This window comes from Aeromonas salmonicida subsp. salmonicida (assembly GCF_001643305.1).
GTDB classification, from domain to species: Bacteria; Pseudomonadota; Gammaproteobacteria; order Enterobacterales; family Aeromonadaceae; genus Aeromonas; species Aeromonas salmonicida.
The window spans coordinates 23,715-48,417 of record NZ_LSGW01000083.1; the positions used below are offsets into that span (position 1 = coordinate 23,715).

Below are 24,703 nucleotides of genomic sequence, written 5' to 3' on the forward strand. Positions count from 1 at the left end.
GTCATAACGAGGGGAAGTGTGCGGATGATTTTAAATAAAGAGGCCCCTTTATCCGGGGCCTAGTCGTTTATTTTTTTGCCAACTTGAACAGTTCAAAGAAGTTTCGGCTGGTCACCTCTGCCAACTCGGTCAGTGGCATCTGACGAAGGTCGGCAATAAACTGGGCAACATCTCGCACAAAGGCAGGTTCATTCTCTCTCCCCCTATGAGGCACAGGGGCTAGATAGGGAGAGTCTGTTTCAACCAGCAAGCGTTCAAGCGGCAACGCCTTGACCACGGCTTGCAGTGCGGATGCATTCTTGAAGGTCGCTATGCCGGAAATGGAAATATAAAAACCCATCTCCATCGCGGCCTGGGCCATCTCCAGGGATTCGGTGAAACAGTGCAACACACCGCCCACCTGGTCCGCCCCCTCTTCACGCATGATCTGCAGGGTATCTTGCTGGGCATCACGGGTGTGAATGATCAGCGGCTTGTTCAAGGCACGAGCGACCCGGATATGTTCGCGGAAGGAGGCTTGCTGCACCTCCTTGTTTTCCGGCGAATAGAAGTAGTCGAGCCCGGTTTCCCCGATGGCCACCACTCTTTCATCGTTGGCCTGCGCCAGCAACAGCTCGGCATCGACACCGGGTTCCTGATTGAGCGGATGCACACCACAGGAAGCAAACACCTGGGGATAAGGGGCGATCGCCGCCAACATGGTCGGGAACTGTGACTGAGTCACGCTCACACAAAGAAAGTATCCCACGTCCTGCTGCGCAGCCTTGGCCAACACGTCGGCCATGTCGGTCTGCTTGCTGCCATAGCTGAGGCGATCGAGGTGGCAATGGGAATCAACGAGTAACATAAAGAACCTTTGCGTCTTGTCAGATTTATAACCAGCGGCTGAGCCAGTTCATCAGATGAATGGTGGAATTGGAGAGCTGGCCAGGTTGGCAGGCGGCCTTGAGCGCCACGAGCTGCTGCTCCGCCTCCAGCAACTTTTCGCTGGAGTTGCCCTCGGCCAACTGCTGGCTGAGGGCCGCCAGATCCGGCATCGCCAGCTGATGATGACCACAGCCGGCCTGAGTCTTGAGTGCATCGCACAAAAACAGCTGCAACCAGTGCAGCCTGACCTGAGTTTCATCCGCCAGCTGGCTGCAGACATGGGTGGCCCGAGTCGGGGTCAGTGACAGGGAGACGAAACTCTCCAGCAACTCCCGGCGTTTGCCATCCTGCTGCTCTTCGATGTAACGCAGCACCCGCAGTGGAGCCCCCTGGCAGATCCGCACCTGAGCCAATGTGGCCTGGTGACCCTGCTCGGCCAGCCAGCGCACTGTCTCCCCTTCCGTCGGCAACTGGCAGACGTGCTTGTGACAGCGGCTCAGGATAGTGGGCAACAGACGGGAAACCTGGGAGGCAATCAGCAGCAAGAGACTGTCGCCGGCCGGCTCTTCCAATGTTTTCAGCAAGGCGTTGGCGGCGGATTCCGTCATGCGCTCCGCATCCGGGATGATCACCACTTTGCCTCGGCCGAGCTGGGCCGAGTTCTGCAGACGAGCACAGATCTCGCGAATGGCCTCGACCCCTATGGTCTTGCTGTCGACTGTAACGGTACCAAGATCCGGGTGATGTCCTTTGTCAAACAGCTGGCACGAGTGGCACTGGCCACAGGGTTCTCCCCGATCCGGTTGCTGGCAGAGGTGCAAACGCGCCAATCGTTCTGCAAGCTGCTCCTTGCCAAGACCGGGATCCCCGAGCAACAACCAGGCGTGGCCCAGCCGACCGGCCTCGGCCGTCTGACTCAGGGCATGCCAATCCGGGATCAGCCAGGGATGCATACGTGCTCGTTCGACAAGTAGTGGTCCAGTGCGGCCTCGATGGCCGTTTTGACCTGATCCGGAGTTTGTCCGGCATCGATCACCCGGATGGAATCATCCTTGGCGGCCAGTTCGAGATAACGGCTGCGAGTGCGCTCGAAGAAGCTGAGCTGCTCCAGTTCGATCCTGTCCAGCTCGCCACGATGACGGGCTCGCTGCAAACCAAGGGCAGGATCGATATCGAGATAGAGGGTGAAATCCGGTTTGAAGTCACCGAGCACTGCCTGCTTGATGGCGCCGATGAGCCCAGCATCGATGCCACGCCCGCCGCCCTGATAGGCCTGGGAGGAGAGATCGTGGCGATCCCCCACCACCCAGCGACCCTCAGCCAGAGCCGGCTTGATCCGGGTCTCGACCAGCTGCACCCGGGAGGCATACATCAGCAACAGCTCGGCTTCGATGGTAAGGCGCTCGTCGTGCACCTCCTTGACGATGGCGCGCATCCGCTCGGCCAGCGGGGTTCCCCCAGGCTCACGGGTGCATTCGATCTGGTCGATGCCGTGGCGTTGCAGATAATCGGTAACATAACGTACCGCGGAGCTCTTCCCTGCCCCTTCCAGTCCTTCAATCACGATAAATTTAGACATTAGGGTTTCTTCAATATGTATTCGCGAACCGCCCGATTGTGTTCATCGAGGGTCTTGGAGAAATAGTGGGCACCGCCCCCTTTGGCGACGAAATAGAGATAGTCGGTCGACTTGGGGTTGAGGGCCGCTTCGATGGAAGCCTTGCCGGGCATGGCGATGGGCGTAGGCGGCAGTCCATCGATCACATAGGTGTTGTACGGATTCACGTCCGTCAGATCGCTGCGGCGGATATTGCCATCGTAACGATCCTTGACCCCGTAGATGACGGTAGGATCTGTCTGCAGCTTCATGCCTAGACGCAAGCGGTTGACGAACACGGAGGCGATCTGCGCCCGCTCATCTGGCTGGCCCGTCTCTTTTTCGATGATGGAAGCCATGATCAGCGCTTCATAAGGGGTCTTGTAGGGCAGATTGGCCTGGCGCTTGTCCCAGCTCTGTTGCAGGAAGGCTTTCATGTCCTGATAAGCGCGACGCAGTATGGAGATGTCGCTGGCATGGGTGGTGTAGGCGTAGGTCTCCGGCAGGAACCAGCCCTCCAGCTTGCCATTGTCGATGCCAAGCTCGTGAGCCAGATCGGCTTCAGATTGCTCCACGGTCAGCCGCTCCAGATAGGGCGCGCCGGAGAGCTGCTTCAGCCAGTCCTCAAAACGGGACCCCTCGACGAAGGTGAGGCTGAAGTGAAACTCCTTGCCCGATGCAAACAGAGAAAGGGTCTCTTTAAGTGGCGCCCCTTCCTTGATCTCGTAGGTACCGGATTTGATGGCAACCAGTTCGGGGTGACCGCGTAGCCAAAGCCGCACGGCCCAGGGACTGGTTTCCCCCTCCCCCAGCTCGGCGATCAGGCGCGCCGCATGGGCCCCTTTCTCGACGGTAAAGAGGCGGGTCGGCCCCTTGTTGGTGAGCGTCTCCACCTGCTGCCACTTGTGATATACATAGCCCACGGCCACGGCAACTGTCAGCGCCGCGCCCGCGAGCAGGGTGTAAAGCCGATTAAACTTCAATGACCAAACGCTCCTGTAAACGGCGGATCAATACCGGGCTCGGATACTGAGTATCCCCAATGCCGGTCACCGGCACTATGCCCATCAGGGTATTGGTCAGCCATACCTCTTCGGCCTGCCACAGTGACTCCAGCGGAGCCTCCACGACACGCAGTTCAATACTCATCTGTTTTAGCATCGCCATCACATGGCGCCGCATGATGCCATCAATACCGCAGTGGGAAAGATCCGGTGTAAACACCGTCTTGCCACGGCGCCAAAACAGATTGGCACTGACACCTTCTACCAGAAATCCCCGACTGTTCAAGACTATACCTTCGACTCCCGAACGCGTCGCAAGTTCGCTTTTCAGCAAAACCTGTTCCAGCCGGTTCAGGGTCTTGAGTCCCGCCAGCATGGGGGCGTCGCCGAGCCGTTGCTGGCAAACCAGCAGGGGAATGCCGTTTTGCTGCCAACCCTGATAATGGCTCGGGTAATCGGCAAGGGAGACGATACGGGTTGGCGCCTCGCAGGCACTGCCGTCATAACCGCGCCCGCCAGTTCCCCGGGTCAGCATCACCTTGGCGACAGCCTGCGTCTGGCCGGCAGCCAATTGCGCCACCTCGCGGGTCAAGGTTGACCAGTCCATCTCGGTAAATCCGAGTCTGGCGCTGGCCTGCTGCAGCCGTGCCAGATGGGCAGGCCACCAGACAACCTGCCCGTTTCTGACCAGCATGGTGGTGAAATGACCATCCCCATAGGCCAGCCCACGATCCCTGGCGGACACAGCATCTGTCTGCATTCCATTGATAAGCAAAAGGATCCCTCCGATAAAAAAGGCCCGATACCGGCAGTATCGGGCCCGAGTCATCCGCCCTGGGGCGAATTATACGCGTTTGAAGATCAGTGAGCCATTGGTGCCGCCAAAACCGAACGAGTTGGACAAGGCATACTCAAAGTGACCAGGTTTGGCTACGTGGGGCACCAGATCCAGATCGCACTCTTCATCCGGATTATCCAGATTGATGGTGGGTGGTGCCACCTGATCACGCAGCGCCAGCACTGTGATGATGGCTTCGATAGCACCCGCCGCACCCAGCAGATGGCCGGTCATGGACTTGGTGGAGCTGATCATCAGGGCGCTGGCATGCTCGCCAAACACCTGCTTCATGCCGCGCAGCTCGGCCACATCACCCAAGGGGGTAGAGGTGCCGTGGGCGTTGATGTAACCAATCTGCTCGGGAGCGATACCGGCATCCTTGATGGCATTTTTCATGGCGCGCGCACCACCGCTGCCGTCAGAGGGAGGTGCCGTCATATGATAAGCATCGCCACTCATGCCAAAGCCAACCAGCTCGGCATAGATCTTGGCACCACGGGCCTTGGCGTGTTCATACTCTTCCAGTACCAGCACACCGGCGCCGTCACCCAGCACAAAACCGTCGCGATCCTTGTCCCACGGGCGACTCGCCTTCTGGGGCTCGTCGTTGCGGGTAGAGAGTGCCTTGGCCGCCGCAAAACCGCCCATTCCCATGGGGGTAGAAGCCTTTTCGGTACCGCCGGCTACCATCACGTCCGCATCACCGTAGGCGATCATGCGGCCAGCCATGCCGATGGCATGGGTGCCTGTGGTACAAGCAGTAGTCACCGCTATATTGGGGCCTTGCAGTCCCTTCATGATGGAGAGATGACCGGACACCATATTGATGATGGTGGAAGGCACGAAGAAAGGGCTCAGCTTGCGCGGGCCACCGTTGATCAGGCTGGTATGGTTCTGTTCAATCAGACCCAGACCGCCGATACCGGAACCTATGGCCACACCGACCCGCTCTGCATTGTCTTCATTGACAACCAGACCCGCATCATCGAGCGCCTGGATCCCCGCCGCCACGCCGTACTGGATGAAGAGATCCATCTTGCGGGCTTCTTTGCGGTTGATACCGTACTGTTCGGGATAAAACTCTTTGACCTGGCCTGCGAAACGGGTCGCAAACTCGCTGGCATCAAAATGTTCGATAGGAGAAATGCCGCTCTGCCCGTTGAGCAGGGCTTGCCAGCTGGATTCGGCAGTGTTGCCCACCGGGGAAAGCATCCCCAAGCCGGTCACCACGACTCTGCGTTTTGACACTGAGGTAGTCTCCGAGAGGTATTTTGAAAGGGAGTAAACATAAAAGAAGCGGCCCTTGGGCCGCTTCTTTCAGAACAGGAACTTATTCCTGATTAGCGGTGATGTAATCGATAGCCGCTTGAACAGTAGTGATCTTTTCGGCTTCTTCATCAGGAATTTCGGTATCGAATTCTTCTTCCAGCGCCATTACCAGTTCAACGGTATCCAAAGAGTCAGCGCCCAGGTCGTCGACGAAGGAGGCAGCGTTCTTGACGTCTTCCTCTTTAACACCCAGTTGTTCGATGATGATTTTCTTTACGCGTTCTTCGATGTTGCTCATGACCTGAATTTTCCTTTAAAAATACGCTATTGCGTCTGGTTGGGGTAGTTTATTCAATTAACGTCAGTTTGCAAGTAGCTTGCCTCTGGTCAAACCACGAAATTCGCCAAACTTCGGCGTACTATCGCAAATTTGAACAGATCTCACGACAAATTGATTACACCATGTACATCCCGCCGTTAACATGCAGGGTTTCGCCAGTGATATAGGCGGCATCATCCGACGCCAAGAATACCACAGCTGCGGCAATTTCTTTTGGATCACCCAAACGGGCTGCTGGCACCTGATTCATGATGCCGGCACGTTGTTCGTCATTCAGTGCCCGGGTCATGTCGGTCTCGATAAAACCGGGCGCAACCGCATTCACTGTAATACCACGGGATGCCACTTCCCGAGCCAACGATTTGGTAAAGCCAACCAGACCCGCCTTGGCGGCTGCATAGTTGACCTGGCCTGCATTGCCCATGGTTCCGACCACGGAGCCGATGCTGATAATCCGGCCATGACGCTTCTTCATCATGGCGCGCAATACTGGCTTGCTCAGACGATAGAGGGAAGTCAGGTTGGTGTCGATGATTTCATTCCACTCGTCATCTTTCATACGCATCAACAGGTTGTCGCGGGTGATGCCGGCATTGTTGATCAGGATATCGATGTCGCCGAAACGCGCCTTGATGGCCGCGAAAACAGTCTCGATGGATTCAGGACTGGTCACGTTCAGTGCCATGCCATAACCCTGCTCACCCAGATAGGCGCTGATAGCCTCTGCGCCGCTGTCGCTGGTCGCTGTGCCGACGACTTTTGCGCCACGGGCCGCAAATGTCTCGGCAATCGCACGGCCGATACCACGACTGGCACCGGTCACCAACACAACCTTATTGGTAAAACTCATTATCTGCTCCTGTTTACTTGGACTGGGCCAGCGCCAGCTCGAAAGAGGCTACATCGTTGGTATGGATACCTTCCACGCGCTTGTCGATGCGCTTGGCCAGCCCGGTCAATACCTTGCCCGGCCCCATCTCGATCTCGAGGGTGACACCTTCATTGGCCATCCGCTCCACCGTCTCGGTCCAACGGACCGGACTGAACAGCTGACGCACCAGCGCTTGCTTGATGGCGGCCGGATCCTGTTCACAGGATACGTCGACATTATTGATGACTGCGATGGTTGGAACCTTGATCTCGATCCCGTCCAGCGCAGCCGCCAGTTTTTCTGCGGCAGGTTTCATCAGTGCACAGTGGGATGGCACCGAGACCGGCAGCGGCAATGCCCGCTTGGCGCCAGACTCTTTCATCAGTGCGTTGGCGCGCTCAACCGCTTCCTTGTGACCGGCGATCACCACCTGGCCCGGGGAGTTGAAGTTGACCGGAGAGACCACCTGACCTTGCGCCGCTTTTTCGCAGTTGGCGGCGATGGCTTCATTATCCAGACCTATGATGGCCGCCATGGCACCGGTCCCTTCCGGTACGGCTTCCTGCATGGCCAAACCACGCAGTTCAACCAGTTTGACCGCATCGGCGAAATCCAGCGCGCCGCTGCACACCAGTGCTGAGTACTCACCCAGACTGTGGCCGGCCATCATGGCGGGGGTCGCCCCACCCTGCTGTTGCCACAGACGCCACAGGGCGACGGAGGCCGTCAGCAACGCGGGCTGGGTGCGCCAAGTTTTGTTCAGATCTTCAACCGGACCATCCATGACCAAGGCAAACAGGTCATAACCCAGCACCTGGCTCGCCTCGGCGAAGGTTTCCTTGATCACGGCGTGTTGCTCGGCCAGCATGCCAACGGCTTGGGAGCCTTGTCCCGGGAAGGCAATGGCAAATTGGGTCATCATTGATTCCTTTAAGGTAAGACAAAACGAAATCGGTCACGGGATGATGCCTTGGCGCCATCCCGCTAAAGATCAGAGGCGGATCAGCGCCGAACCCCAGGCGAAACCACCGCCGAAGGCCTCCAGCAGTACCAACTGGCCCGGTTTGATCCGGCCGTCACGCACCCCTTCATCGAAGGCAATGGGCACGGAGGCAGCAGAGGTGTTGCCGTGTTTGTCGAGGGTCAGCACCACTTTATCGAGGCTCATGCCGAGCTTCTTGGCGGTCGCGCTGATGATGCGGAAGTTGGCCTGGTGCGGTACCAGCCAGTCGAGTTCGCTCGGCGCTATGCCAGCGGCTGCCAGCGTCTCGGTCACGATCTCGCTCAACCGCGTCACCGCCACCTTGAACACATCGTTGCCCTTCATATACATGTAGGCTTCGAGCTCGGTGCCCGGCATGCCGCGACGAGGGTGCGGCAACTTGAGCAGATCGCCATAACGGCCATCTGCATGGAGGTGCGTTGACAGGATCCCAGGCGTCTCGTTTGCGCCAACAATCACAGCCCCTGCCCCGTCACCAAACAGTATGATGGTGCCACGATCTTGCGGGTCACACATGCGGGACAGCACATCGGCGCCAACAACCAGCACATGGCGGGCGGCCCCGGACTTGACGAACTGATCGGCAATGGAGAGCGCATAGGTGAAACCGGCGCAGGCGGCTGCCACGTCAAATGCAGGAATGCCTGGTACACCGAGCAATCCCTGCAGCTCGCAGGCGGCAGCCGGGAAGGCGTTTTCGGCGCTGGTGGTCGCCAGCACTATCATGTCGAGATCGACAGCGGTCAGACCCGCGGCTTCCAAGGCGCGCAGGGCGGCCTGGTGAGACAGGGTGGCGACAGTTTCGTCGGCACCGGCAATACGGCGTTCACGGATCCCGGTACGTTCCACGATCCACTCATCACTGGTTTCAACCATTTGCTCGAGATCGGCGTTGGTACGCACTGAACTCGGCAGATAACTGCCAGTACCCAGAATTTTGCTATGCATAGAGTTCTTATAGATCCCTGTCGGAAAAGACAGATTCAAGGCGATCTGCTATTTGCAATGGAAGTTGATGCTTGGCCTCTTGTGCGGCCAGCAGGATCGCATTACACAGAGCGTGCCGTTCGGCTCGCCCATGGCTTTTTACCACAATGCCGCGCAATCCTAACAGACTTGCACCGTTATACTGGTCGGGGTTCAGGTAAGAAAAACGTCGTTTGAACATAAATCCGGCGAGTCGGCCAAGAAAACTGCGTTTTTTGCGGGGATATCCGGCCAGCTGGGCCATCATCCGCACTACCCCTTCCGCCGTTTTGAGGGCGACATTGCCAACAAAACCATCGCAGACAATAACATCACACTCGCCGCTGAAGATGCGATCACCCTCGACAAAGCCAACGAAATTGAGTGCGCTGCACTGACGGAGCAACTCTGCGCTGTGACGCACCAGGTCATTGCCCTTTATCTCCTCCTCCCCCACGTTGAGCAAGGCAACCCGGGGCGACGCAATGCCTTCAACCTTTTCGGCCACCACCGACCCCATCACAGCGAACTGCAACAGGGTGTCGGCATCGCAGCTGACATTGGCGCCGAGATCCAGCATCACGGTACGCTTGCCACTCAAGGTCGGCAGCGCCTTGATGAGCGCAGGTCTGTCGACACCGGGCAAGGATTTGAGCACACACTTGGCCATGGCCATCAGGGCACCGGTATTACCGGCACTGACGCAGGCATCGGCCTCACCGGCTTTCACCAGATTGAGCACAACCCGCATGGAGGAGTCTTTCAAAGTTCTCAGCGCCACGATCGGCTTGTCGCCCATGCCAACCACTTGGGATGCATGTACGAAACGAACGCGAGGATGAGTCAGCAAGCCATGTTGCTGCAATAAGGCAGTGGTCTGGTGTTGATCACCAACCAGAATGAGTTTTAGCTGGGGCAAAAGAGACAGTGCCTGCACAACGGCAGGCACTGTTTCCGAGGGGCCAATATCTCCCCCCATTATGTCTAGCGCGACAGTTTGCGTAGACAAAGGCAATCCTTAAGCGATTACCTTTTTACCGCGGTAGAAACCATCGGCAGTCACATGGTGACGACGATGGATTTCACCACTGGTCTGATCAACAGTCAGAGCTGCACTGGTCAGCGCATCGTGTGAACGACGCATGCCACGCTTGGCACGGGTTTTACGGTTCTGTTGTACGGCCATTGTAGGCTAACTCCTAGATTCACTTACGTTTAAGCTCTTCAAGAACTGCGAAGGGATTCGGCCGCTCATCAGCAGGTTCGATATCACCCCAAGTCATGTCCATGTTACCGCGAGGGCAAGCATCCATTGGATGCATTGCCACCTGAGGCAACGAGAGGATGAGTTCATCCTCCAGAACTTGATGAAGATCTATCTCGCCGTTTTCGTCCAACTCAATGGGCTCATAAGCTTCCGGCAGTTCTTCCTCGTTTGTTTTTTCAAACAGCGGAGTGTAGATAAAATCAGCTTCACAAAGGTGCTCGAATGTCTCTCCACAACGCTGGCAAACCAGGTCAACCTTGGCATGGGCAGTGCCTTTCATAACGGTCAACTTCTGGACATCTTTGCCAAAGTGCAGTGATACATCAACATCACTCTGCAAGCCTGCGGTTGATTCCTCCAGCCTGGGCATCTGCGACTTTTCCACTATCCCGACATAGTCGAGCAGCTTCAAGGCATTACGGACTGGATCAACCTTAACGGGCAACTTCACCTTTTGCATAGGGCGCGAATATTATAGGTCCAACAACTGATAGTCAAAGGAAAAAGTCCTTACCGCCGATGATTTTAACCATACAAGTCCCTGAGATGCCGGGACTTGTTCTCATCGGTGGCTGATTATGCCATAAACAGCAGGATCCTACACAGGATCCTGTCCGGATTTACTGCTCACTCAGAATGACAACCCAAGTGCCATCCGCATCATTGCCGGTCCAGCATGGAAACCTCATCGGAGATTTGCCCGGCTCACGGCGTGGCGATACCATCGGCACCTGACTGCATCAAATCAGGACATCACAACACAATGCCAACACAGCTTATCCTCGCCTCCACGTCCCGCTATCGTAAAACCCTGTTGGAAAAACTCGGCCTTCCCTTTGAATGTGCGGCACCCGAGGTGGATGAATCTCCCCTGCCCGGCGAATCTGCCGAGACGCTGGTGGCGCGGCTGGCCTATGCCAAGGCGAATGCCATTGCCAACCGGCGTGATCAGGGACTGATCATAGGGTCCGATCAGGTGTGTGTCTGCGACGGTCAGATCCTGGGCAAGCCAGGCACTGTGGAGAAGACGGTGGCACAGCTGATGGCCGCACGGGGCCGCAGCATTACCTTTTATACCGGCCTGTGCGTACTGGATGCCGCCAGCGGCAAAGCAGAACAGCTGGTGGAGCCCTTCACTGTGCACTTCCGCACTCTGGATGAGACCGCCATTCGCCGCTACGTGGCAGCGGAGATGCCCCTTGATTGCGCGGGCAGTTTCAAATGTGAAGGTATGGGGATAATGCTGTTCAAAGGGCTGGAGGGGCGCGATCCCAACGCCCTGATCGGCCTGCCCCTGATCGGTCTGATCGAGCTGCTGGAACGCCACGGCCTCGCCCTGCCCTGACGGGAATAGTCTATCCACGACGAGCCAAACGAAAAACGGGAGCCAAGGCTCCCGTTTCGTCATCTATTCAACTGGCATATGGCAAGACTAACCCAGCAGCAGCTTCAACTCGTCCATGGTATCGACGACCGCAAGCGGATCATGTGTCTGCAAGCGCTTCTTGTCGTGCACACCCCAGCTTACGCCGATCCGCGGCATGGCGAGCGCTTCTGCCATCGTCATGTCGTGGATGGAGTCACCGATCATCACTGCCTGATGGGGAGCAAAGCCCAGCTCATCCAGAATTTGCGTCAACATCAGAGGAGCGGGTTTGGAGTTGGCCTCGTCCGCGCCACGGGTGGCAGCAAACAGCGGCCGCAGGCCAGTATCATCCAGCACCCGATCAAAGCCGCGGCGAGACTTGCCCGTCGCCACCGCCAATGCAATTCCCTGCCCGTGCCAGTGATGCAGCAGCGCACTCGCCCCGGCAAACAACGGACTCGGTGTACCGTCATGCAGATAGTGATGACGATAGCGGGCGATCAGGGCGTTGGCCCGCTCGCCACCCGGCGCCAGTTCAAACAGCAGTGGAATGCCGACCTCCAGGCTGAGCCCTATTATCTGATGTGTCTGCACCTTAGTGGGCACCGGCTCGCCGCAATCGCGCGCCGCCCCCGCGACGCAGGCAACAATCCGCCCCACCGAGTCCATCAGGGTACCGTCCCAGTCGAAAATGGCGAGTCGGATAGCCTTCATCAGCGTGCCAGCTTGTTGAGGAAATTGTCGAGCTCAGGCGCGAGCGGTGCCTCGATCAGCACCTCGCGGCCATCAACCGGATGAGTGAATGTCAGCTTCCAAGCGTGCAAAAATAGCCGTTTCAGCCCTTGGCTGCGCATTTTCTCGTCAAAGGCAGCTTCCCCATACTTGTCATCACAGGCAATGGGATGACCTGCATGCTGGGTATGGACCCGGATCTGGTGGGTACGCCCCGTAATCGGGCTGCACTCGACTAGGGTCGCCTCGGCAAATTGACGGGCGATGCGGAAACGGGTTTCGGATGGCTTGCCATCACTGCTGACCCGCACTACCCGTTCACCGGATTGCAGATCATTCTTGCGCAGCGGCGCATTGACTACCTTGACGTGGGGCTGCCACTGGCCGCGCACCAATGCCAGATACTGCTTGCGCATGGTTTTGACCCGCAACTGCTCATGGAGGCTGCGCAGCGCACTGCGCTTCTTGGCAACCAGCAGCACGCCAGAGGTGTCACGATCCAGCCGATGCACCAGCTCCAGGAAGCGGGCGTCCGGGCGCAGGGCTCGCAGTCCCTCTATGACGCCAAAACTCAGACCACTGCCGCCGTGCACGGCCATGCCGGACGGTTTGTTGAGCACTATCATGGCGTCGTCTTCAAACAGGATCTGGCTCTCCAGACGCTGGATGCTGCCGAGGTTGGCCGAGGGCAGTTCGTTTTTCTCGGCAACCCGCACGGGAGGAACCCGTACCTCGTCGCCCGGGCAGAGTTTGTATTCCGGTTTGATGCGCTTTTTGTTGACGCGCACTTCCCCTTTTCGAAGGATGCGATAAATCAGGCTCTTGGGGACGCCCTTTAGCTGAGTCTTGAGAAAATTGTCGATGCGCTGCCCTTCATGCTCAGCTTCGATGGTGAGCAGCTGCACTTGTTGTTGTATCTGTGTCATGGCGCGGATTTTAACACTGCCGGCGCCCCTTGGCTGCATGCTTTGTTGAAAAATGGCGCCTTGCTATAAAAGTGGTTTAAATGGGATAATAAACAAGGTTTTGTCATTGTGTTCAAGCCTTGTACTAAGTGGCCAATATTTATGCCACCCAATCCCAAAACACCGTGTATACAAGAACATGACGGTTCCCGGGTGCGAGGTACAACGCATGGAGAACACAAGCAGAACCGATTATTTGTCTCCACATCGGCATCCTTAATTCATGCCTTCTCGAGAAGGCCGAACCAGAGCGCCCTTAGTTTGCGCCTCATGCATACCCCAACCGGGAGGTTGCCCAAGTATGCTGAAGACCCGAGGCCGGCGCCGGCAGGATCCTGTGGAGGAAATCAAAATGACAAAATAACGAGAACTCAATGAAAAGAATGCTAATCAACGCGACTCAGGAAGAGGAGTTGCGCGTAGCGCTGGTTGACGGACAACAGCTCTACGATTTGGATATTGAAAGTCCGGGCCATGAGCAGAAAAAAGCGAACATCTACAAGGGTAAGATCACCCGCGTAGAACCCAGTCTCGAAGCTGCTTTTGTCGACTACGGCGCTGAACGCCACGGTTTCCTGCCGTTAAAGGAAATCGCCCGCAATTACTTCCCCTCCGGTTATTCCTATCAGGGTCGTCCCAACATCAAAGAAGTGGTCCGCGAAGGCCAGGAAGTGATCGTCCAGATCGATAAAGAAGAGCGTGGCACCAAGGGTGCAGCCCTCACCACCTTTATCAGCCTGGCCGGTAGCTACCTGGTGCTGATGCCGAACAACCCCCGTGCAGGCGGTATCTCCCGCCGCATTGAGGGCGATGAACGGACAGAACTGAAAGAAGCCCTGAGCGGACTGACAGTGCCGGACGGCATGGGCCTCATCGTGCGTACCGCCGGTGTTGGCAAATCCCCGGAAGAGCTGGAATGGGATCTCAACGTTCTGCTCAACCACTGGGATTCCATCCACAAGGCGTCACAGGACCGAACTGCTCCCGTACTTATCCACCAGGAAAGCAACGTGATAGTACGCGCCATTCGTGACTACCTGCGTCGCGATGTCGGCGAGATCCTGATCGACGACCCTGTCATCTTTGAACGTGCCCGTGCTCACATCGAGCTGGTTCGTCCCGATTTCCTCAACCGCGTGAAGCTGTACAAGGGTGAAGTTGCCCTGTTCAACCACTTTCAGATTGAGAGCCAAATCGAGTCGGCCTTCCAGCGCGAAGTGCGCCTGCCCTCCGGCGGCAGCATAGTCATAGACCCGACCGAAGCACTGACCTCCATCGATATCAATTCCTCCCGCGCCACCAAGGGCGGCGATATCGAAGAGACGGCGCTGCAAACCAACCTGGAAGCGGCCGATGAAATTGCCCGTCAATTGCGTCTGCGCGACCTGGGTGGCCTGATCGTCATCGACTTCATCGACATGACGCCGGTTCGCCATCAGCGCGAAGTGGAAAACCGTCTGCGTGAAGCGGTACATCAGGACCGCGCCCGCATCCAGCTGGGCCGTATCTCCCGTTTCGGTCTGCTGGAAATGTCCCGTCAGCGTCTGCGCCCCTCCCTCAACGAGTCAAGCAGTCATATCTGCCCCCGTTGCCAGGGCCAGGGGGTCATCCGTGACAACGAATCACTGGCCTTGTCCATACTGCGTCTCATCGAAGAAGAGGCCATGAAGGACAACACAGAGCAGGTTCATGCTCAGGTGCCGGTCGATGTTGCCGCCTATCTGCTCAACGAGAAGCGCGCCTCCATCGCCAGTCTGGAACAGCGTAATGAAGTACGTCTGTACATCATTCCTAACCAGCACCTGGAAACCCCGCACTACGAAGTGACCCGCATCCGTCAGAACGAAATCCCGGAAGCGGCCAGCTACGAGCTGAAAACCGAGATTGCCAAGCCGGTCTACCAGCCGAAGCAGACTCAGGTGATCGAGCGTGAGCAACCGCTGCTGCAAGGCTTCGTCCAGGCACCTCAACCGGCTGCGCCGGCTGCAGTTGCTGCCCCCGTCGCGGCGCCAGCCCCCGTTGCCGCCAAAGCGGAAGCGGGTCTGTTTGGCAAACTGTTCAAGGCCATTTCAGGTCTGTTCGGTTCCGACGCAGCCCCTGCCGATGTCAAGGCACCAGCCGAGAAACCGGCAGTGCAACGGGAAGCACGCAAGGACGAGGCTCATCGTCATCAGCGTGATGACACCCGTGGCCGTGGTCAGCGTCCCCGTCGTGACGACAACCGCAACAGCCGCAACACAGCTGAAGCGGGTGAGAAGCGCGAAGCCGCCGCCAACCGCGAGGGTGGCGAAAGCCGCAACCGTCGTCCGCGCAAAGAGCGTGAGCCCCGTCAGGAACGTGAAACTCGCACTGAAGTACGCAGCGAGCAGCGAGTGGAACGTGAGCCCCGCGAACCGCGTCAGGAACGTGAACCGCGTGCCCCGCGTCCGGCTCGTGAGCCCCGTGCACCGCGCGAGCCCCGTGCCGAGGCGGTCGTTGAAGCAGTAGAAATCGTTGAAACTGCCGTTGTCAGCGCCGAGCCGCAGCAGGAAAAAGAGCAGAAAGTCGCCGAGCGCCGCGAACGTCGTCAACTGCGCAAGCAGATCCGTGCCGACGTACCGGCCAGCGATGTTGCTGTTGTGCCGACCGAGGCTCCCGTTGCTGTCGTGGCGGATACCGTTGAGCAGAGTGACGAGCAGGCCGACGGCCAGCGTCGTTCCCGTCGCACCCCGCGCACTCAGCGTATCGAGGGTCAACGCCGCAAGCGCATCAACGAAGATGCCCGCAGCCAGCGTGATGATGAAGAGCCGCAGGCCGACACTGCAACCATGACCACAGCCGCCCAGGCGGATGCTGCTCAGGTGAAGGTGGAAGATCCGGCTGTGCCTGTCGTCACCATCCCGAGCGCCGCTGCCATTGCCGCTGCCGTACAAGCCTCTTCCGCTCTGACCGAGCACGTAGTGGCAGAAGCCGTTGCCGAAGAAGCTCGTGAGCAAGCAGAAGCCGCCGTAGCCGTAGTTGCAGCACCTGTCGAGATCATGACTGCTGAGGTCGTTGCAGCAACGCCTGCGGTTGAGGCCCCTGTTGTTGCCGAAGCAGCCCCTGTTGCCGAAGCTGCGACCATTGAGGCAGCTCCTGCTGTCATCGAAACTGCGCCGGTCGTGACTGCTGACGTTGCTGTGGTTGAACCGGTTGCTGAGCCTGCGGCTGAACAGCCTGTCGCCAAGGTGGCTGTTGCAGCTCCAGTGGCCAAGCAGGTCAACAAGGGTGCCGGTCTGCTGGCCAGCGCTCGCAAGGCTTCAGCCCCGATGGCAACGCCTGCTGCAGCGCCAGCCCAGCCGGAGCGTGAGCCGGTAGAGCAAGCACCGCTGGTTCGCAGCGAAGTGGCAAGCTCTGGCCGTCATGCGGGCAGTACTGCTGCCGTCAATGTGGCAACCAGCCCGGCTGGTCGTCCTTGATAGCTGGCTAACTAGCCTGATAGAAAAAAGAGCCACACAGTGTGGTGGCTCTTTTTTTATCCTCAATTCAGGTAGATGAGGCTCCCGCTGCAATATCCCCCCTGCTCTCCGGCATATAAGATTCCCCTGCCCCGCACCAGTCAGCTGGTGTCATCCCTTTGGCAACGCTAGCAAGCCCTTATTGCCTCTCCAGCCAGTTCGCTTCATTAGACAATGATGCCTGGCCCCGCGCTTATGATTGATGCTTGCCTGTCATCACCCCTCTCTCGGACAAATGCGTTGGTTGAGCAAGAGCCCTGCACATGCCCTGCTCACCCTTGTCTACTCGTGTCTGTCTTGGGGCGAGCAAGCAGAGACTCTGTTTAGCCAGGGATCCTCTGTCACATCTGTCTCCCATATTCAGCCAGGATGGGTATCTGCGGTAATGGAGAACATGTTGGCATGTCCCAGATGATGAGCACAGATGCCCCCTCTTGCGCCCTGGGTATGTACCGTATGCTGACGACAGCATAGAGTAGCAGCCCCCTGAGTGACGTCTCCAGTTTGATGGCATACATAATATAACCCGGAAGCCCATACTGTTTGGTCAACGCTTTGCATTGCTTCGAGAATAAGCGGACGGACTCTGATCCAGAGAAATGAAAAAGGGCCCGCAGGCCCTTCGTCAATCAACAAGATTAGCTGTTATCAGCCGCCAAACAGATGGTGACTGATAAGGAACAGACCGCCCGAGAGCAACATGGTCAGCGGCAAGGTCAGCACCCAGGCCATCAATATGGTCTTGATGGTCTGGCTCTGCAGGCCAGATTTGTTCGCTACCATGGTCCCCGCTACCGCAGAAGAGAGGATATGGGTGGTGGACACCGGCATACCGGTCAAACTGGCAACACCGATGGAAGCTGCCGCAGTGATCTGGGCGGCAATGCCCTGGCTGTATGTCATGCCGGTGGCGCCTATCTTCTCACCCACTGTGTAGACGATACGACGCCAGCCTACCATGGTGCCACAACCCAGCGCCAAGGCGATGGAGACGATGACCCAGGTCGGTGCATATTCAGCGGTCGCTGTCAGATCCTTGCGCCATTTGGCAAGGTCAGTCAGCTCTTTGGCCGGCAGCGGCAGCTTGGACACCTTGCGCGCTGTGTCGTCAATGCACAGCAGCAGGCGACGCACTTCCCGACGATTGGTCAGGTCCATCTCTTCATAGGTACGCACAACGCCCAGACGGGCATCCAGGGTTGCCATGTTTTGCAGCGTAGCGTCCGCAGAGCAATGGGTCATCAGTTCTTCCTGGGCCTGAGCAGGCACCTTGAAGTCCACGACCTGAGACACCAGCTCGTGGTTGCGCTGATAGATCTCCATGATGCGCTGGTTGGCATCCTGGGTGCGATCCAGTTCGTAGGAACGGCTGTTCATGTCCAGTGCAAAATAGGCGGGGGCCATGCAGATCAACACCAGCATCACCAGACCAATGCCCTTCTGACCATCGTTGGAGCCGTGCACGAAGCTTACCCCCATAGCAGAAGCCACCAGGGTGAGGCGCGCCCAGAACGGCGGGTGCTTCTTCCCGTCCACCAGCAACCGCTCTTCCGGAGTCTTGTGGATCTTGCTTCCCAACCAGACTCGCTTCATGGCAAACAGCAACAGGGCTGCCACGATGAAGCCCACGGTCGGCGAGATGATCAGGGAAAGCATGATGTCGATGGCTTTGGCGACGTTGATGCCCTGAGTCAGCGGCTGATGGTTGAGCCAGGCATAGGCGCCGCCTACCCCCAGAATGGAACCGATCAGTGTGTGAGAACTGGAGGCCGGAATGCCCAGGAACCAGGTCCCCAGATTCCAGACAATGGCGGAAAACAGCAGGGAGAACACCATGATCAAACCCTGGGTGGAATCCATGCCCAACAGCAAATCAATCGGCAGCAAATGGACAATGGCATAGGCCACGCCCAGACCGCCGAACATGACGCCAAAAAAGTTGAAGATCCCGGATGCGACTACCGCCAGGTGAGCTGGCATCGCTTTGGTGTAGATAACCGTTGCTACCGCGTTGGCGGTATCGTGAAAGCCATTGATGAATTCATAGGCAAGCACAAAAAAAACGGCCAATACCAAACCGATTGACCACCACAAACCCAAACCACTAAACATTTCAAACATAAAAAACGAACCTGTTTATGAGTTGCGGCGGATTATGCCAGAAGGCTGGCGGTGCCATACCCGTTGTTGAAATATTTCAGTAAGAAAAAAAAAGGGCATTCAGTAGGGAAATAGCTTAGAGCCAGTCACGACGAGGCTTTTCATTGATTAATTAAACAAACTTGAGCTGACAAAAACAGTCCCCAAATGGGGACAATTCATCACATTCAGGCAGCGCAAGACAGATCTTCTATCGGCTCCAACGTCAATTTTCGGCCGACCGACACCTGATAATGGAGACATAAGGGCAAGCAATCAGCCCGCTCCCCTGCCCCAACCACTTGGGTCTCCTGCACGCTGTCACTGGGCACAATGTCAAGCCCAACAGTAAGGGGCGCTATGGGCGCCCCTTTCAACACTCAGCAAGTGGATCACATCAGGGGATATCAATCCTGGTTGATGCGGCTGGCAACGGCGCCCTGCTGGCTCTTGTACTTGGCGTTTTCCCGCTTGTTGTAAGGGCGGGCGGCTGGGCCGGAGAGCATCTCGAAGTTCAAGGCACCGATCTTCATCTTGGGGCGTAGCGCCAGCGGCAGTTTGCCACCGTTGTAGAACTCCAGCACTATGCGGCCAGACCAGCCCGGATCGATCCTGTGCGCCGTGACGTGCACCATCAGACCGAGACGGGCCAGGGAGGAGCGGCCATCCAGCCAGCCGACAATATCCGCAGGCAAGGTGACGGATTCATAGGTCACCGCCAGCGCCAGCTGGCCCGGGTGCAGATAAAAGGCTTCGCCATCCGGAATGTGGATCTCGTCGCTCATCACCCGATCGATGGCATCGGCCATCTCGCTGTTCGGGCCGCTCAAGTCAATATAGGGAGCGGTATGATCGCGAAATACCCGAAACTCGTTGCCCAGCAGCACATCGACGCTGACGCCGCTGATCCGCTCAACACCGGGCCTTGGCTCAATGACGATCTTGCCCTCATCCAGATGACGTTCAATATCGGTATCACAAAGACGCATTGGGCGACTCTCCTGACAAAATGTTCATTTAAAAAAGCCGGGCATCACCCGGCTTGTTTCATCTTAACCAATCAACATGTGGAGAATGCGCGCCTTGAGCATGTCGATGGCGATGCGGTTCTTGCCACCGCGGGGCACGATCACGTCCGCGTACTGCTTGGAAGGCTCGATAAACTGCAAAAACATGGGACGCACGGTTTTCTGATACTGCTTGAGTACGGAATCCATGGTACGACCACGCTCCTGTACGTCACGCACCAAACGGCGCAGCAGACAGATATCCAGCGGGGTATCCATGAAGATGGAGGCATCCATCAGATCCCGCAAGCGACTGTCGGTCAACAGCAGGATCCCTTCCAGAATGATCACCCGACGCGGGGCGAACGGCGTCACATCGTTCATGCGGGTGTGCTCTGTATAAGAGTACTGGGGGATATTGACCGCATCCCCTTTCACCAACTGGCTCAGATGCTGCACCAGCAGATCGTGATCCAGGGCATTGGGGTGGTCATAGTTGGTTTTGACCCGCTCTTCCATGGTCAGGTGGGTCTGATCACGGTAGTAGCAATCTTCGGTGATCACACCAATCTGACCTGCGCCCAGTTCGGCCACCAGCTCTTCATAAATGGTTTGAGCGATAAGACTCTTGCCAGACGCGGATGCGCCAGCAATACCGATGATCACACACGAATGTTGAGTATCAGACATTGAAAATACCTAAAGAGAAGAGCAGTGGGGATTGTTTAAACCGATCCATTATATAAAAAAGGGTGAGCCATGCCCACCCTCAAATCCACCTCAAACAGCCGACAGCCGATTATTCATCCAGCGCCATGGCATAGAGAGGGGTCGCAATCGGTTTACCGCTGGAATAGAGTTCAGCCCCCACCCGACGAGCCAGCTTCAGATAGGCCTGTGCCAGACTTCCTTCCGGTGCACCGAACACGGTTGGGCAGCCATCATCCATGTGTTGGCGGATATCAATGTGCAGCGGCAGCTGACCCAGCAGCGCCACATTATACTGCTCTGCCATCTTCTGGCCGCCACCTGTCCCGAACAAGGACTCGTGATGGCCGCAGGCACTGCAAACGTGATAGCTCATGTTTTCTATGATGCCGAGCACGGGCACATTGACCTTGTTGAACATGGCGACCCCCTTGCGGGCATCGGCCAGCGCCACATCTTGCGGCGTAGTGACGATCACGGCTGCCGACGTGGGTACCTGCTGGGCCATGGTGAGTTGTATGTCCCCCGTGCCTGGCGGCATGTCCACCACCAGATAGTCCACCTCGCCCCAACGGGTCTCATGGAGGATCTGGGCCAGCGCCTTGCTCGCCATGGGGCCGCGCCAGATGGTGGCATCCTGCTCGGCCACCAGATAACCAATGCTGTTGCTCTTGAGGCCACAGGCAATCACGGGCTCCATCAACTTGCCGTCAAGGCTGCTGGGACGCTCCTTGAGGGTACCCATCATGGTCGGAATGGAGGGGCCATAAATGTCCGCATCCAGAATGGCGACCCGCGCCCCCTCTTTTTGCAGCGCCAGCGCCAGGTTGACGGCGGTGGTCGACTTGCCGACCCCGCCCTTGCCGGAGGCGACCACCAGGATGTTGCGAATGCCCTGCACCGCGGCCAGCCCTTGCGCCCGCGGCATGCTGGCCACCTCGATGTCACAGGTCCAGTCGATGCGGGTCGCACCGGTAGCGGTACGCAGGCGAGCATCGAACTCCTGCTTGATCTGCTCAAACAGGGAAGATCCGGCAAAGGGCAACACCAGTTTGATGACCAGGCCTTGCCCTTGCTGCTCTATGCTGCGCGCAAACCCGGCCGCAACCAGATCCTTGTCCCACCCTGTCGGCTTAAATTCGGCCAGGATCTGTTTTACTGAATCAATCACCAGTAACTCCTCATTATCTTGTCATTATCTTGAGGTGAACTGTTACCGCACACAAATCAGTGGCTTGCCTGCTTGCCAACCAGCGCGAGCACCAGGGCGGACAGCGCCGCCACCCTAGGCAGGCGACCCCCAATTCGGGTAACATGCACGGCACTGTATCATCCCAACAAGCACATCAAGAACGACTATATGGCAACTGATCCTCGTACAATGCTGGTAACCTGCGCCCTCCCCTACGCCAATGGCTCCATCCATCTTGGCCACATGCTGGAACACATCCAGGCCGATATCTGGGTTCGTTATCAGCGAATGCGTGGCCATCAGGTGCACTTCATCTGTGCCGATGATGCCCATGGCACCCCCATCATGCTCAAGGCGCAACAGATGGGGATCACCCCGGAAGAGATGATCGCGGCTGTCTCCAAAGAGCACCAGACCGACTTCGCCGGTTTCAATATCAGCTTCGACAACTATCACTCCACCCACAGTGATGAGAACCGCGAACTGGCGGAGCTGATCTACGGTCGTCTGAAAGACGGTGGCTTTATCAAGGGCCGCACCATCACTCAGCTGTTCGATCCGGAAAAATCCATGTTCCTGCCGGACCGCTTCGTCAAGGGCACCTGCCCCAAGTGCAAGTCTCCGGAGCAATACGGCGACAACTGCGACAGCTGCGGTGCCACCTACAGCCCGACCGAGCTCATCGATCCGAAATCCGCCGTCTCCGGTGCGACCCCGGTGATGAAGGACTCCGAGCACTTCTTCTTCGACCTGCCCCAGTTCGAAACCTGGCTGGCCGGCTGGGTACGCGGCTCCGGCGCCATTCAGGAAGAGATGGCCAACAAGATGCAGGAGTGGTTCGAGAGCGGCCTGCAGCAGTGGGACATCACTCGTGACGCTCCCTATTTCGGTTTCGAAATCCCGGGCGCGCCTGGCAAGTACTTCTACGTCTGGCTGGATGCTCCCATCGGCTATATGGCGTCGTTCAAGAACCTGTGCAACAAGCGCGGCGATATCGACTTTGACAGCTACTGGAAGGCGGACTCCGAGGCAGAGCTCTATCACTTCATCGGCAAGGACATCGCCTATTTCCACTGCCTGTTCTGGCCATCCATGCTGGAAGGCGCGGGTTTCCGCAAGCCGACCAAGGTCAACGTACACGGCTATGTGACCGTCAACGGTGCCAAGATGTCCAAGTCCAAGGGCACCTTCATCAAGGCCTCCACCTACCTGAACCACCTGGATCCTGAGTGCCTGCGCTACTACTACGCCGCCAAGCTCAACAGCCGCATCGACGATCTGGATCTCAACCTGGATGACTTCGTGGCGCGGGTCAACGCCGACGTGGTCAACAAGCTGGTCAACCTCGCCTCCCGCAATGCCGGCTTTATCGCCAAGCGTTTCGACGGCAAGCTGGCCGCTACCTGTGCCGAGCCCGAGCTCTATGCCGAGTTCGCCAACGCCAGCGCCTCCATCAGCGAGGCCTATGAAGCGCGCGAATTCAGCCGCGCCATCCGTGAGATCATGGCGCTGGCCGACAAGGCCAACCGCTATGTGGATGAGAAGGCGCCCTGGGTGCTGGCCAAGCAGGAAGGCGCAGACGCCGAGCTGCAGGCGGTCTGCTCCGTGGGCATCAACCTGTTCCGCGTGCTGATGGCCTACCTCAAGCCGGTCATGCCACTGTTGGCCGAGCGTGCCGAAGCCTTCCTGGGTGAGACCCTCACCTGGGATGGCGTCGCCCTGCCGCTAACCAACCATCAGCTGACCCCCTTCAAGGCACTGTTCTCCCGCATCGAGCCTGCCAAGATTGAAGCCATGATCGAGGCCTCCAAGGAAGACCTGGCCAAGGAGCAGGCACCGAAAGTGACAGGCCCGCTGGCAGATGACCCCATCAGCGAAACCATCAGCTATGACGATTTTGCCAAGATTGACCTGCGCGTCGCGCTGATCAAGAAGGCGGAAGCGGTACCGGAAGCGGACAAGCTGCTCAAGCTGCAACTGGATCTGGGCGGTGAAACCCGTCAGGTCTTCGCCGGCATCAAGTCCGCCTACAACCCGGAAGATCTGGAAGGCAAGCTGACCGTGATGGTGGCCAACCTGGCGCCGCGCAAAATGCGCTTTGGCATGTCCGAAGGCATGGTGCTGGCCGCAGGCCCGGGCGGCAAGGACCTCTGGATCCTGGAGCCGCAGGAAGGCGCCCAGCCAGGCATGCGCGTCAAGTAAGCACGCTGGCTGCAACCCCATGAAAAGAGAGGCCATCTGGCCTCTCTTTTTTATGCCATTTTCCCACGGCATGGGCAGACTCGCCCCCGATCCCCCACACATAGGCGGTTGTTGCCGCGGCACAATTTGCCTAGACTGCCTTTTCACCAAGGGGCGCACATGGGCCCGTCACTCATCAGACAAGGAGCAAACATGATCACCTTATACGGAACCCCGGTCAGCCGGGCACTGCGCATATCCTGGTTACTGGAAGAGTTGGGCGTGGCGTGGCAATTTCAGTTTCTCGACTTCGCCAAGGGCGAGAATCGCAGTGAGTGATTTCTGGCGCTGAACCCGAGCGGCAAGATGCCGGTGCTCAAAGATGGGGATTTCGTACTGACCGAATCCGCCGCCATCATGCAGTACCTGGCCGAAGTCTATGGCTCGGATTGGCTGCCAGCCAGAGGGACGCAGGCATCGGCGTTGCATGCCCAGTGGGTCAGCTTCATTACCTGTGAGCTGGAGCAACCCTTGTGGACCATCGGCAAACACAAGTTTGCCCTGCCGGAACCCCAGCGCCTGCCAGCCATCTTCCCCACCGCCAAGTGGGAGTTTGACAAGGCGGCGGCCATCGCCGAGTCCTGGGTGCCCGAGCAGGGCTACCTGCTGGGGGAGCAGGTCACCATAGCGGATCTGCTGCTGGCCCATACCCTGATGTGGGCAACCCGCTTCGAGCAGACCATTCCCCCCAAGCTGACCGCCTATCGGGATCGCCTGGCAAAACGCCCAGCCCTGCAAGCCGTGCTGGCCAAGACCCAGGCCATCGCCGACGCCGCCCAGGCAAGCTGACACCAACATAGGCAAACGGGAGCCCCGATGGCTCCCGTTTTTATGCGTGGCATGGCGGTTTCCCTC

At 57.8% G+C, this 24,703-nt stretch carries 24 protein-coding genes; 5 read left to right on the top strand and 19 right to left on the bottom strand.

Annotated elements, in window-relative coordinates; genetic code table 11:
• Positions 1-67: 67 nt before the first annotated feature.
• From AXW79_RS15295 to yceD, 13 genes are all read right to left on the bottom strand, one after another.
• Complete coding sequence (locus AXW79_RS15295; RefSeq protein ID WP_005311511.1) at positions 68-847, bottom strand: TatD family hydrolase; 780 nt, start codon at positions 845-847, stop codon at positions 68-70.
• Positions 848-872: 25 nt separating this feature from the next.
• Entirely contained in the window at positions 873-1,820 is a 948-nt protein-coding gene (holB, locus tag AXW79_RS15300; RefSeq protein WP_005311509.1) for a DNA polymerase III subunit delta', read from the bottom strand.
• Positions 1,805-2,446 carry a dTMP kinase gene (gene tmk / locus AXW79_RS15305; RefSeq protein ID WP_005311507.1) on the bottom strand — a complete coding sequence of 214 codons (642 nt, stop codon included), beginning with the start codon at positions 2,444-2,446 and terminating at the stop codon, positions 1,805-1,807. The genes holB and tmk overlap by 16 nt, the downstream gene beginning before the upstream one ends.
• Positions 2,446-3,447 (bottom strand): endolytic transglycosylase MltG, encoded by a 1,002-nt coding sequence (mltG, locus tag AXW79_RS15310; RefSeq protein WP_005311505.1) that lies wholly within the window; start codon positions 3,445-3,447, stop codon positions 2,446-2,448. The genes tmk and mltG overlap by 1 nt, the downstream gene beginning before the upstream one ends.
• The gene (pabC, locus tag AXW79_RS15315; RefSeq protein ID WP_011898702.1) at positions 3,437-4,297 is read right to left on the bottom strand and encodes an aminodeoxychorismate lyase; all 861 of its coding nucleotides are present in this window, start codon (positions 4,295-4,297) and stop codon (positions 3,437-3,439) included. The genes mltG and pabC overlap by 11 nt, the downstream gene beginning before the upstream one ends.
• Before the next feature lie 15 nt (positions 4,298-4,312).
• Complete coding sequence (fabF, locus tag AXW79_RS15320) at positions 4,313-5,554, bottom strand: beta-ketoacyl-ACP synthase II (RefSeq protein ID WP_005311501.1); 1,242 nt, start codon at positions 5,552-5,554, stop codon at positions 4,313-4,315.
• Positions 5,555-5,636: 82 nt separating this feature from the next.
• Entirely contained in the window at positions 5,637-5,873 is a 237-nt protein-coding gene (gene acpP / locus AXW79_RS15325) for an acyl carrier protein (RefSeq protein WP_005300909.1), read from the bottom strand.
• Positions 5,874-6,030: 157 nt separating this feature from the next.
• Positions 6,031-6,765, bottom strand: coding sequence for a 3-oxoacyl-ACP reductase FabG (gene fabG, locus AXW79_RS15330; protein WP_005311499.1), 735 nt, complete (start codon positions 6,763-6,765; stop codon positions 6,031-6,033).
• A 13-nt stretch (positions 6,766-6,778) separates the two neighbouring features.
• A complete protein-coding gene (fabD, locus tag AXW79_RS15335; RefSeq protein ID WP_005311498.1) occupies positions 6,779-7,705 on the bottom strand; it encodes an ACP S-malonyltransferase in 927 nt (308 codons plus the stop codon).
• 72 nt (positions 7,706-7,777) lie between these two features.
• Positions 7,778-8,737: a beta-ketoacyl-ACP synthase III gene (locus AXW79_RS15340; RefSeq protein WP_005311496.1), complete on the bottom strand. Its 960-nt coding sequence runs from the start codon at positions 8,735-8,737 to the stop codon at positions 7,778-7,780.
• Positions 8,738-8,744: 7 nt separating this feature from the next.
• Complete coding sequence (plsX, locus tag AXW79_RS15345) at positions 8,745-9,764, bottom strand: phosphate acyltransferase PlsX (RefSeq protein WP_011898705.1); 1,020 nt, start codon at positions 9,762-9,764, stop codon at positions 8,745-8,747.
• Positions 9,765-9,773: 9 nt separating this feature from the next.
• The gene (gene rpmF / locus AXW79_RS15350; RefSeq protein WP_005311492.1) at positions 9,774-9,941 is read right to left on the bottom strand and encodes a 50S ribosomal protein L32; all 168 of its coding nucleotides are present in this window, start codon (positions 9,939-9,941) and stop codon (positions 9,774-9,776) included.
• Between the two features lie 19 nt (positions 9,942-9,960).
• Complete coding sequence (gene yceD, locus AXW79_RS15355) at positions 9,961-10,482, bottom strand: 23S rRNA accumulation protein YceD (RefSeq protein ID WP_005311491.1); 522 nt, start codon at positions 10,480-10,482, stop codon at positions 9,961-9,963.
• 303 nt (positions 10,483-10,785) lie between these two features.
• Here yceD and AXW79_RS15360 point away from each other — a divergent pair, with 303 nt between their 5' ends.
• Complete coding sequence (locus AXW79_RS15360; RefSeq protein WP_005311490.1) at positions 10,786-11,367, top strand: Maf family protein; 582 nt, start codon at positions 10,786-10,788, stop codon at positions 11,365-11,367.
• Between the two features lie 87 nt (positions 11,368-11,454).
• Here AXW79_RS15360 and AXW79_RS15365 read toward each other — a convergent pair whose 3' ends face one another.
• Together AXW79_RS15365 and rluC are read right to left on the bottom strand one after the other, a co-directional pair.
• Entirely contained in the window at positions 11,455-12,102 is a 648-nt protein-coding gene (locus tag AXW79_RS15365) for an HAD family hydrolase (RefSeq protein ID WP_005311489.1), read from the bottom strand.
• Positions 12,102-13,046, bottom strand: coding sequence for a 23S rRNA pseudouridine(955/2504/2580) synthase RluC (gene rluC / locus AXW79_RS15370; protein ID WP_005311488.1), 945 nt, complete (start codon positions 13,044-13,046; stop codon positions 12,102-12,104). The genes AXW79_RS15365 and rluC overlap by 1 nt, the downstream gene beginning before the upstream one ends.
• A 413-nt stretch (positions 13,047-13,459) precedes the next feature.
• Here rluC and rne point away from each other — a divergent pair, with 413 nt between their 5' ends.
• On the top strand, positions 13,460-16,522 hold the full coding sequence (rne, locus tag AXW79_RS15375; protein WP_011898708.1) for a ribonuclease E: 3,063 nt from the start codon (positions 13,460-13,462) through the stop codon (positions 16,520-16,522).
• Positions 16,523-17,209: 687 nt separating this feature from the next.
• Here rne and AXW79_RS15385 read toward each other — a convergent pair.
• The 4 genes from AXW79_RS15385 to apbC all read right to left on the bottom strand — a co-directional run bounded on the left by AXW79_RS15385 (position 17,210) and on the right by apbC (position 21,589).
• Positions 17,210-18,682, bottom strand: coding sequence for an inorganic phosphate transporter (locus AXW79_RS15385; protein WP_005311472.1), 1,473 nt, complete (start codon positions 18,680-18,682; stop codon positions 17,210-17,212).
• Positions 18,683-19,107: 425 nt separating this feature from the next.
• A complete protein-coding gene (gene dcd, locus AXW79_RS15390; protein WP_005311470.1) occupies positions 19,108-19,689 on the bottom strand; it encodes a dCTP deaminase in 582 nt (193 codons plus the stop codon).
• Positions 19,690-19,752: 63 nt separating this feature from the next.
• Entirely contained in the window at positions 19,753-20,397 is a 645-nt protein-coding gene (gene udk / locus AXW79_RS15395; RefSeq protein WP_011898710.1) for a uridine kinase, read from the bottom strand.
• A gap of 109 nt (positions 20,398-20,506) precedes the next feature.
• A complete protein-coding gene (gene apbC, locus AXW79_RS15400) occupies positions 20,507-21,589 on the bottom strand; it encodes an iron-sulfur cluster carrier protein ApbC (RefSeq protein ID WP_043144384.1) in 1,083 nt (360 codons plus the stop codon).
• Between the two features lie 186 nt (positions 21,590-21,775).
• Between apbC and metG the strand changes: the two genes are divergently transcribed.
• From metG to AXW79_RS15410, 3 genes are all read left to right on the top strand, one after another.
• Positions 21,776-23,809, top strand: a complete 2,034-nt coding sequence (gene metG / locus AXW79_RS15405) for a methionine--tRNA ligase (RefSeq protein WP_005311464.1) — start codon at positions 21,776-21,778, stop codon at positions 23,807-23,809.
• A 192-nt stretch (positions 23,810-24,001) separates the two neighbouring features.
• A complete protein-coding gene (locus AXW79_RS23990) occupies positions 24,002-24,127 on the top strand; it encodes a thioredoxin domain-containing protein (protein ID WP_256592947.1) in 126 nt (41 codons plus the stop codon).
• A gap of 9 nt (positions 24,128-24,136) precedes the next feature.
• Positions 24,137-24,637, top strand: a complete 501-nt coding sequence (locus AXW79_RS15410) for a glutathione S-transferase family protein (protein ID WP_227534455.1) — start codon at positions 24,137-24,139, stop codon at positions 24,635-24,637.
• Positions 24,638-24,703: the final 66 nt, after the last annotated feature.

Bases quoted from the DNA above. Each gene is read 5' to 3' on its own strand.
- metG (WP_005311464.1), top strand. From the start codon at position 21,776: ATGGCAACTGATCCTCGTACAATGCTGGTAACCTGCGCCCTCCCCTAC.
- rpmF (WP_005311492.1), bottom strand. From the start codon at position 9,941: ATGGCCGTACAACAGAACCGTAAAACCCGTGCCAAGCGTGGCATGCGT.
- AXW79_RS23990 (WP_256592947.1), top strand. From the start codon at position 24,002: ATGATCACCTTATACGGAACCCCGGTCAGCCGGGCACTGCGCATATCC.
- pabC (WP_011898702.1), bottom strand. From the start codon at position 4,297: ATGACTCGGGCCCGATACTGCCGGTATCGGGCCTTTTTTATCGGAGGG.
- rluC (WP_005311488.1), bottom strand. From the start codon at position 13,046: ATGACACAGATACAACAACAAGTGCAGCTGCTCACCATCGAAGCTGAG.
- fabD (WP_005311498.1), bottom strand. From the start codon at position 7,705: ATGACCCAATTTGCCATTGCCTTCCCGGGACAAGGCTCCCAAGCCGTT.
- AXW79_RS15365 (WP_005311489.1), bottom strand. From the start codon at position 12,102: ATGAAGGCTATCCGACTCGCCATTTTCGACTGGGACGGTACCCTGATG.
- AXW79_RS15385 (WP_005311472.1), bottom strand. From the start codon at position 18,682: ATGTTTGAAATGTTTAGTGGTTTGGGTTTGTGGTGGTCAATCGGTTTG.
- tmk (WP_005311507.1), bottom strand. From the start codon at position 2,446: ATGTCTAAATTTATCGTGATTGAAGGACTGGAAGGGGCAGGGAAGAGC.
- fabG (WP_005311499.1), bottom strand. From the start codon at position 6,765: ATGAGTTTTACCAATAAGGTTGTGTTGGTGACCGGTGCCAGTCGTGGT.
- holB (WP_005311509.1), bottom strand. From the start codon at position 1,820: ATGCATCCCTGGCTGATCCCGGATTGGCATGCCCTGAGTCAGACGGCC.
- acpP (WP_005300909.1), bottom strand. From the start codon at position 5,873: ATGAGCAACATCGAAGAACGCGTAAAGAAAATCATCATCGAACAACTG.
- rne (WP_011898708.1), top strand. From the start codon at position 13,460: ATGAAAAGAATGCTAATCAACGCGACTCAGGAAGAGGAGTTGCGCGTA.
- udk (WP_011898710.1), bottom strand. From the start codon at position 20,397: ATGTCTGATACTCAACATTCGTGTGTGATCATCGGTATTGCTGGCGCA.
- AXW79_RS15295 (WP_005311511.1), bottom strand. From the start codon at position 847: ATGTTACTCGTTGATTCCCATTGCCACCTCGATCGCCTCAGCTATGGC.
- AXW79_RS15340 (WP_005311496.1), bottom strand. From the start codon at position 8,737: ATGCATAGCAAAATTCTGGGTACTGGCAGTTATCTGCCGAGTTCAGTG.
- AXW79_RS15360 (WP_005311490.1), top strand. From the start codon at position 10,786: ATGCCAACACAGCTTATCCTCGCCTCCACGTCCCGCTATCGTAAAACC.
- yceD (WP_005311491.1), bottom strand. From the start codon at position 10,482: ATGCAAAAGGTGAAGTTGCCCGTTAAGGTTGATCCAGTCCGTAATGCC.
- dcd (WP_005311470.1), bottom strand. From the start codon at position 19,689: ATGCGTCTTTGTGATACCGATATTGAACGTCATCTGGATGAGGGCAAG.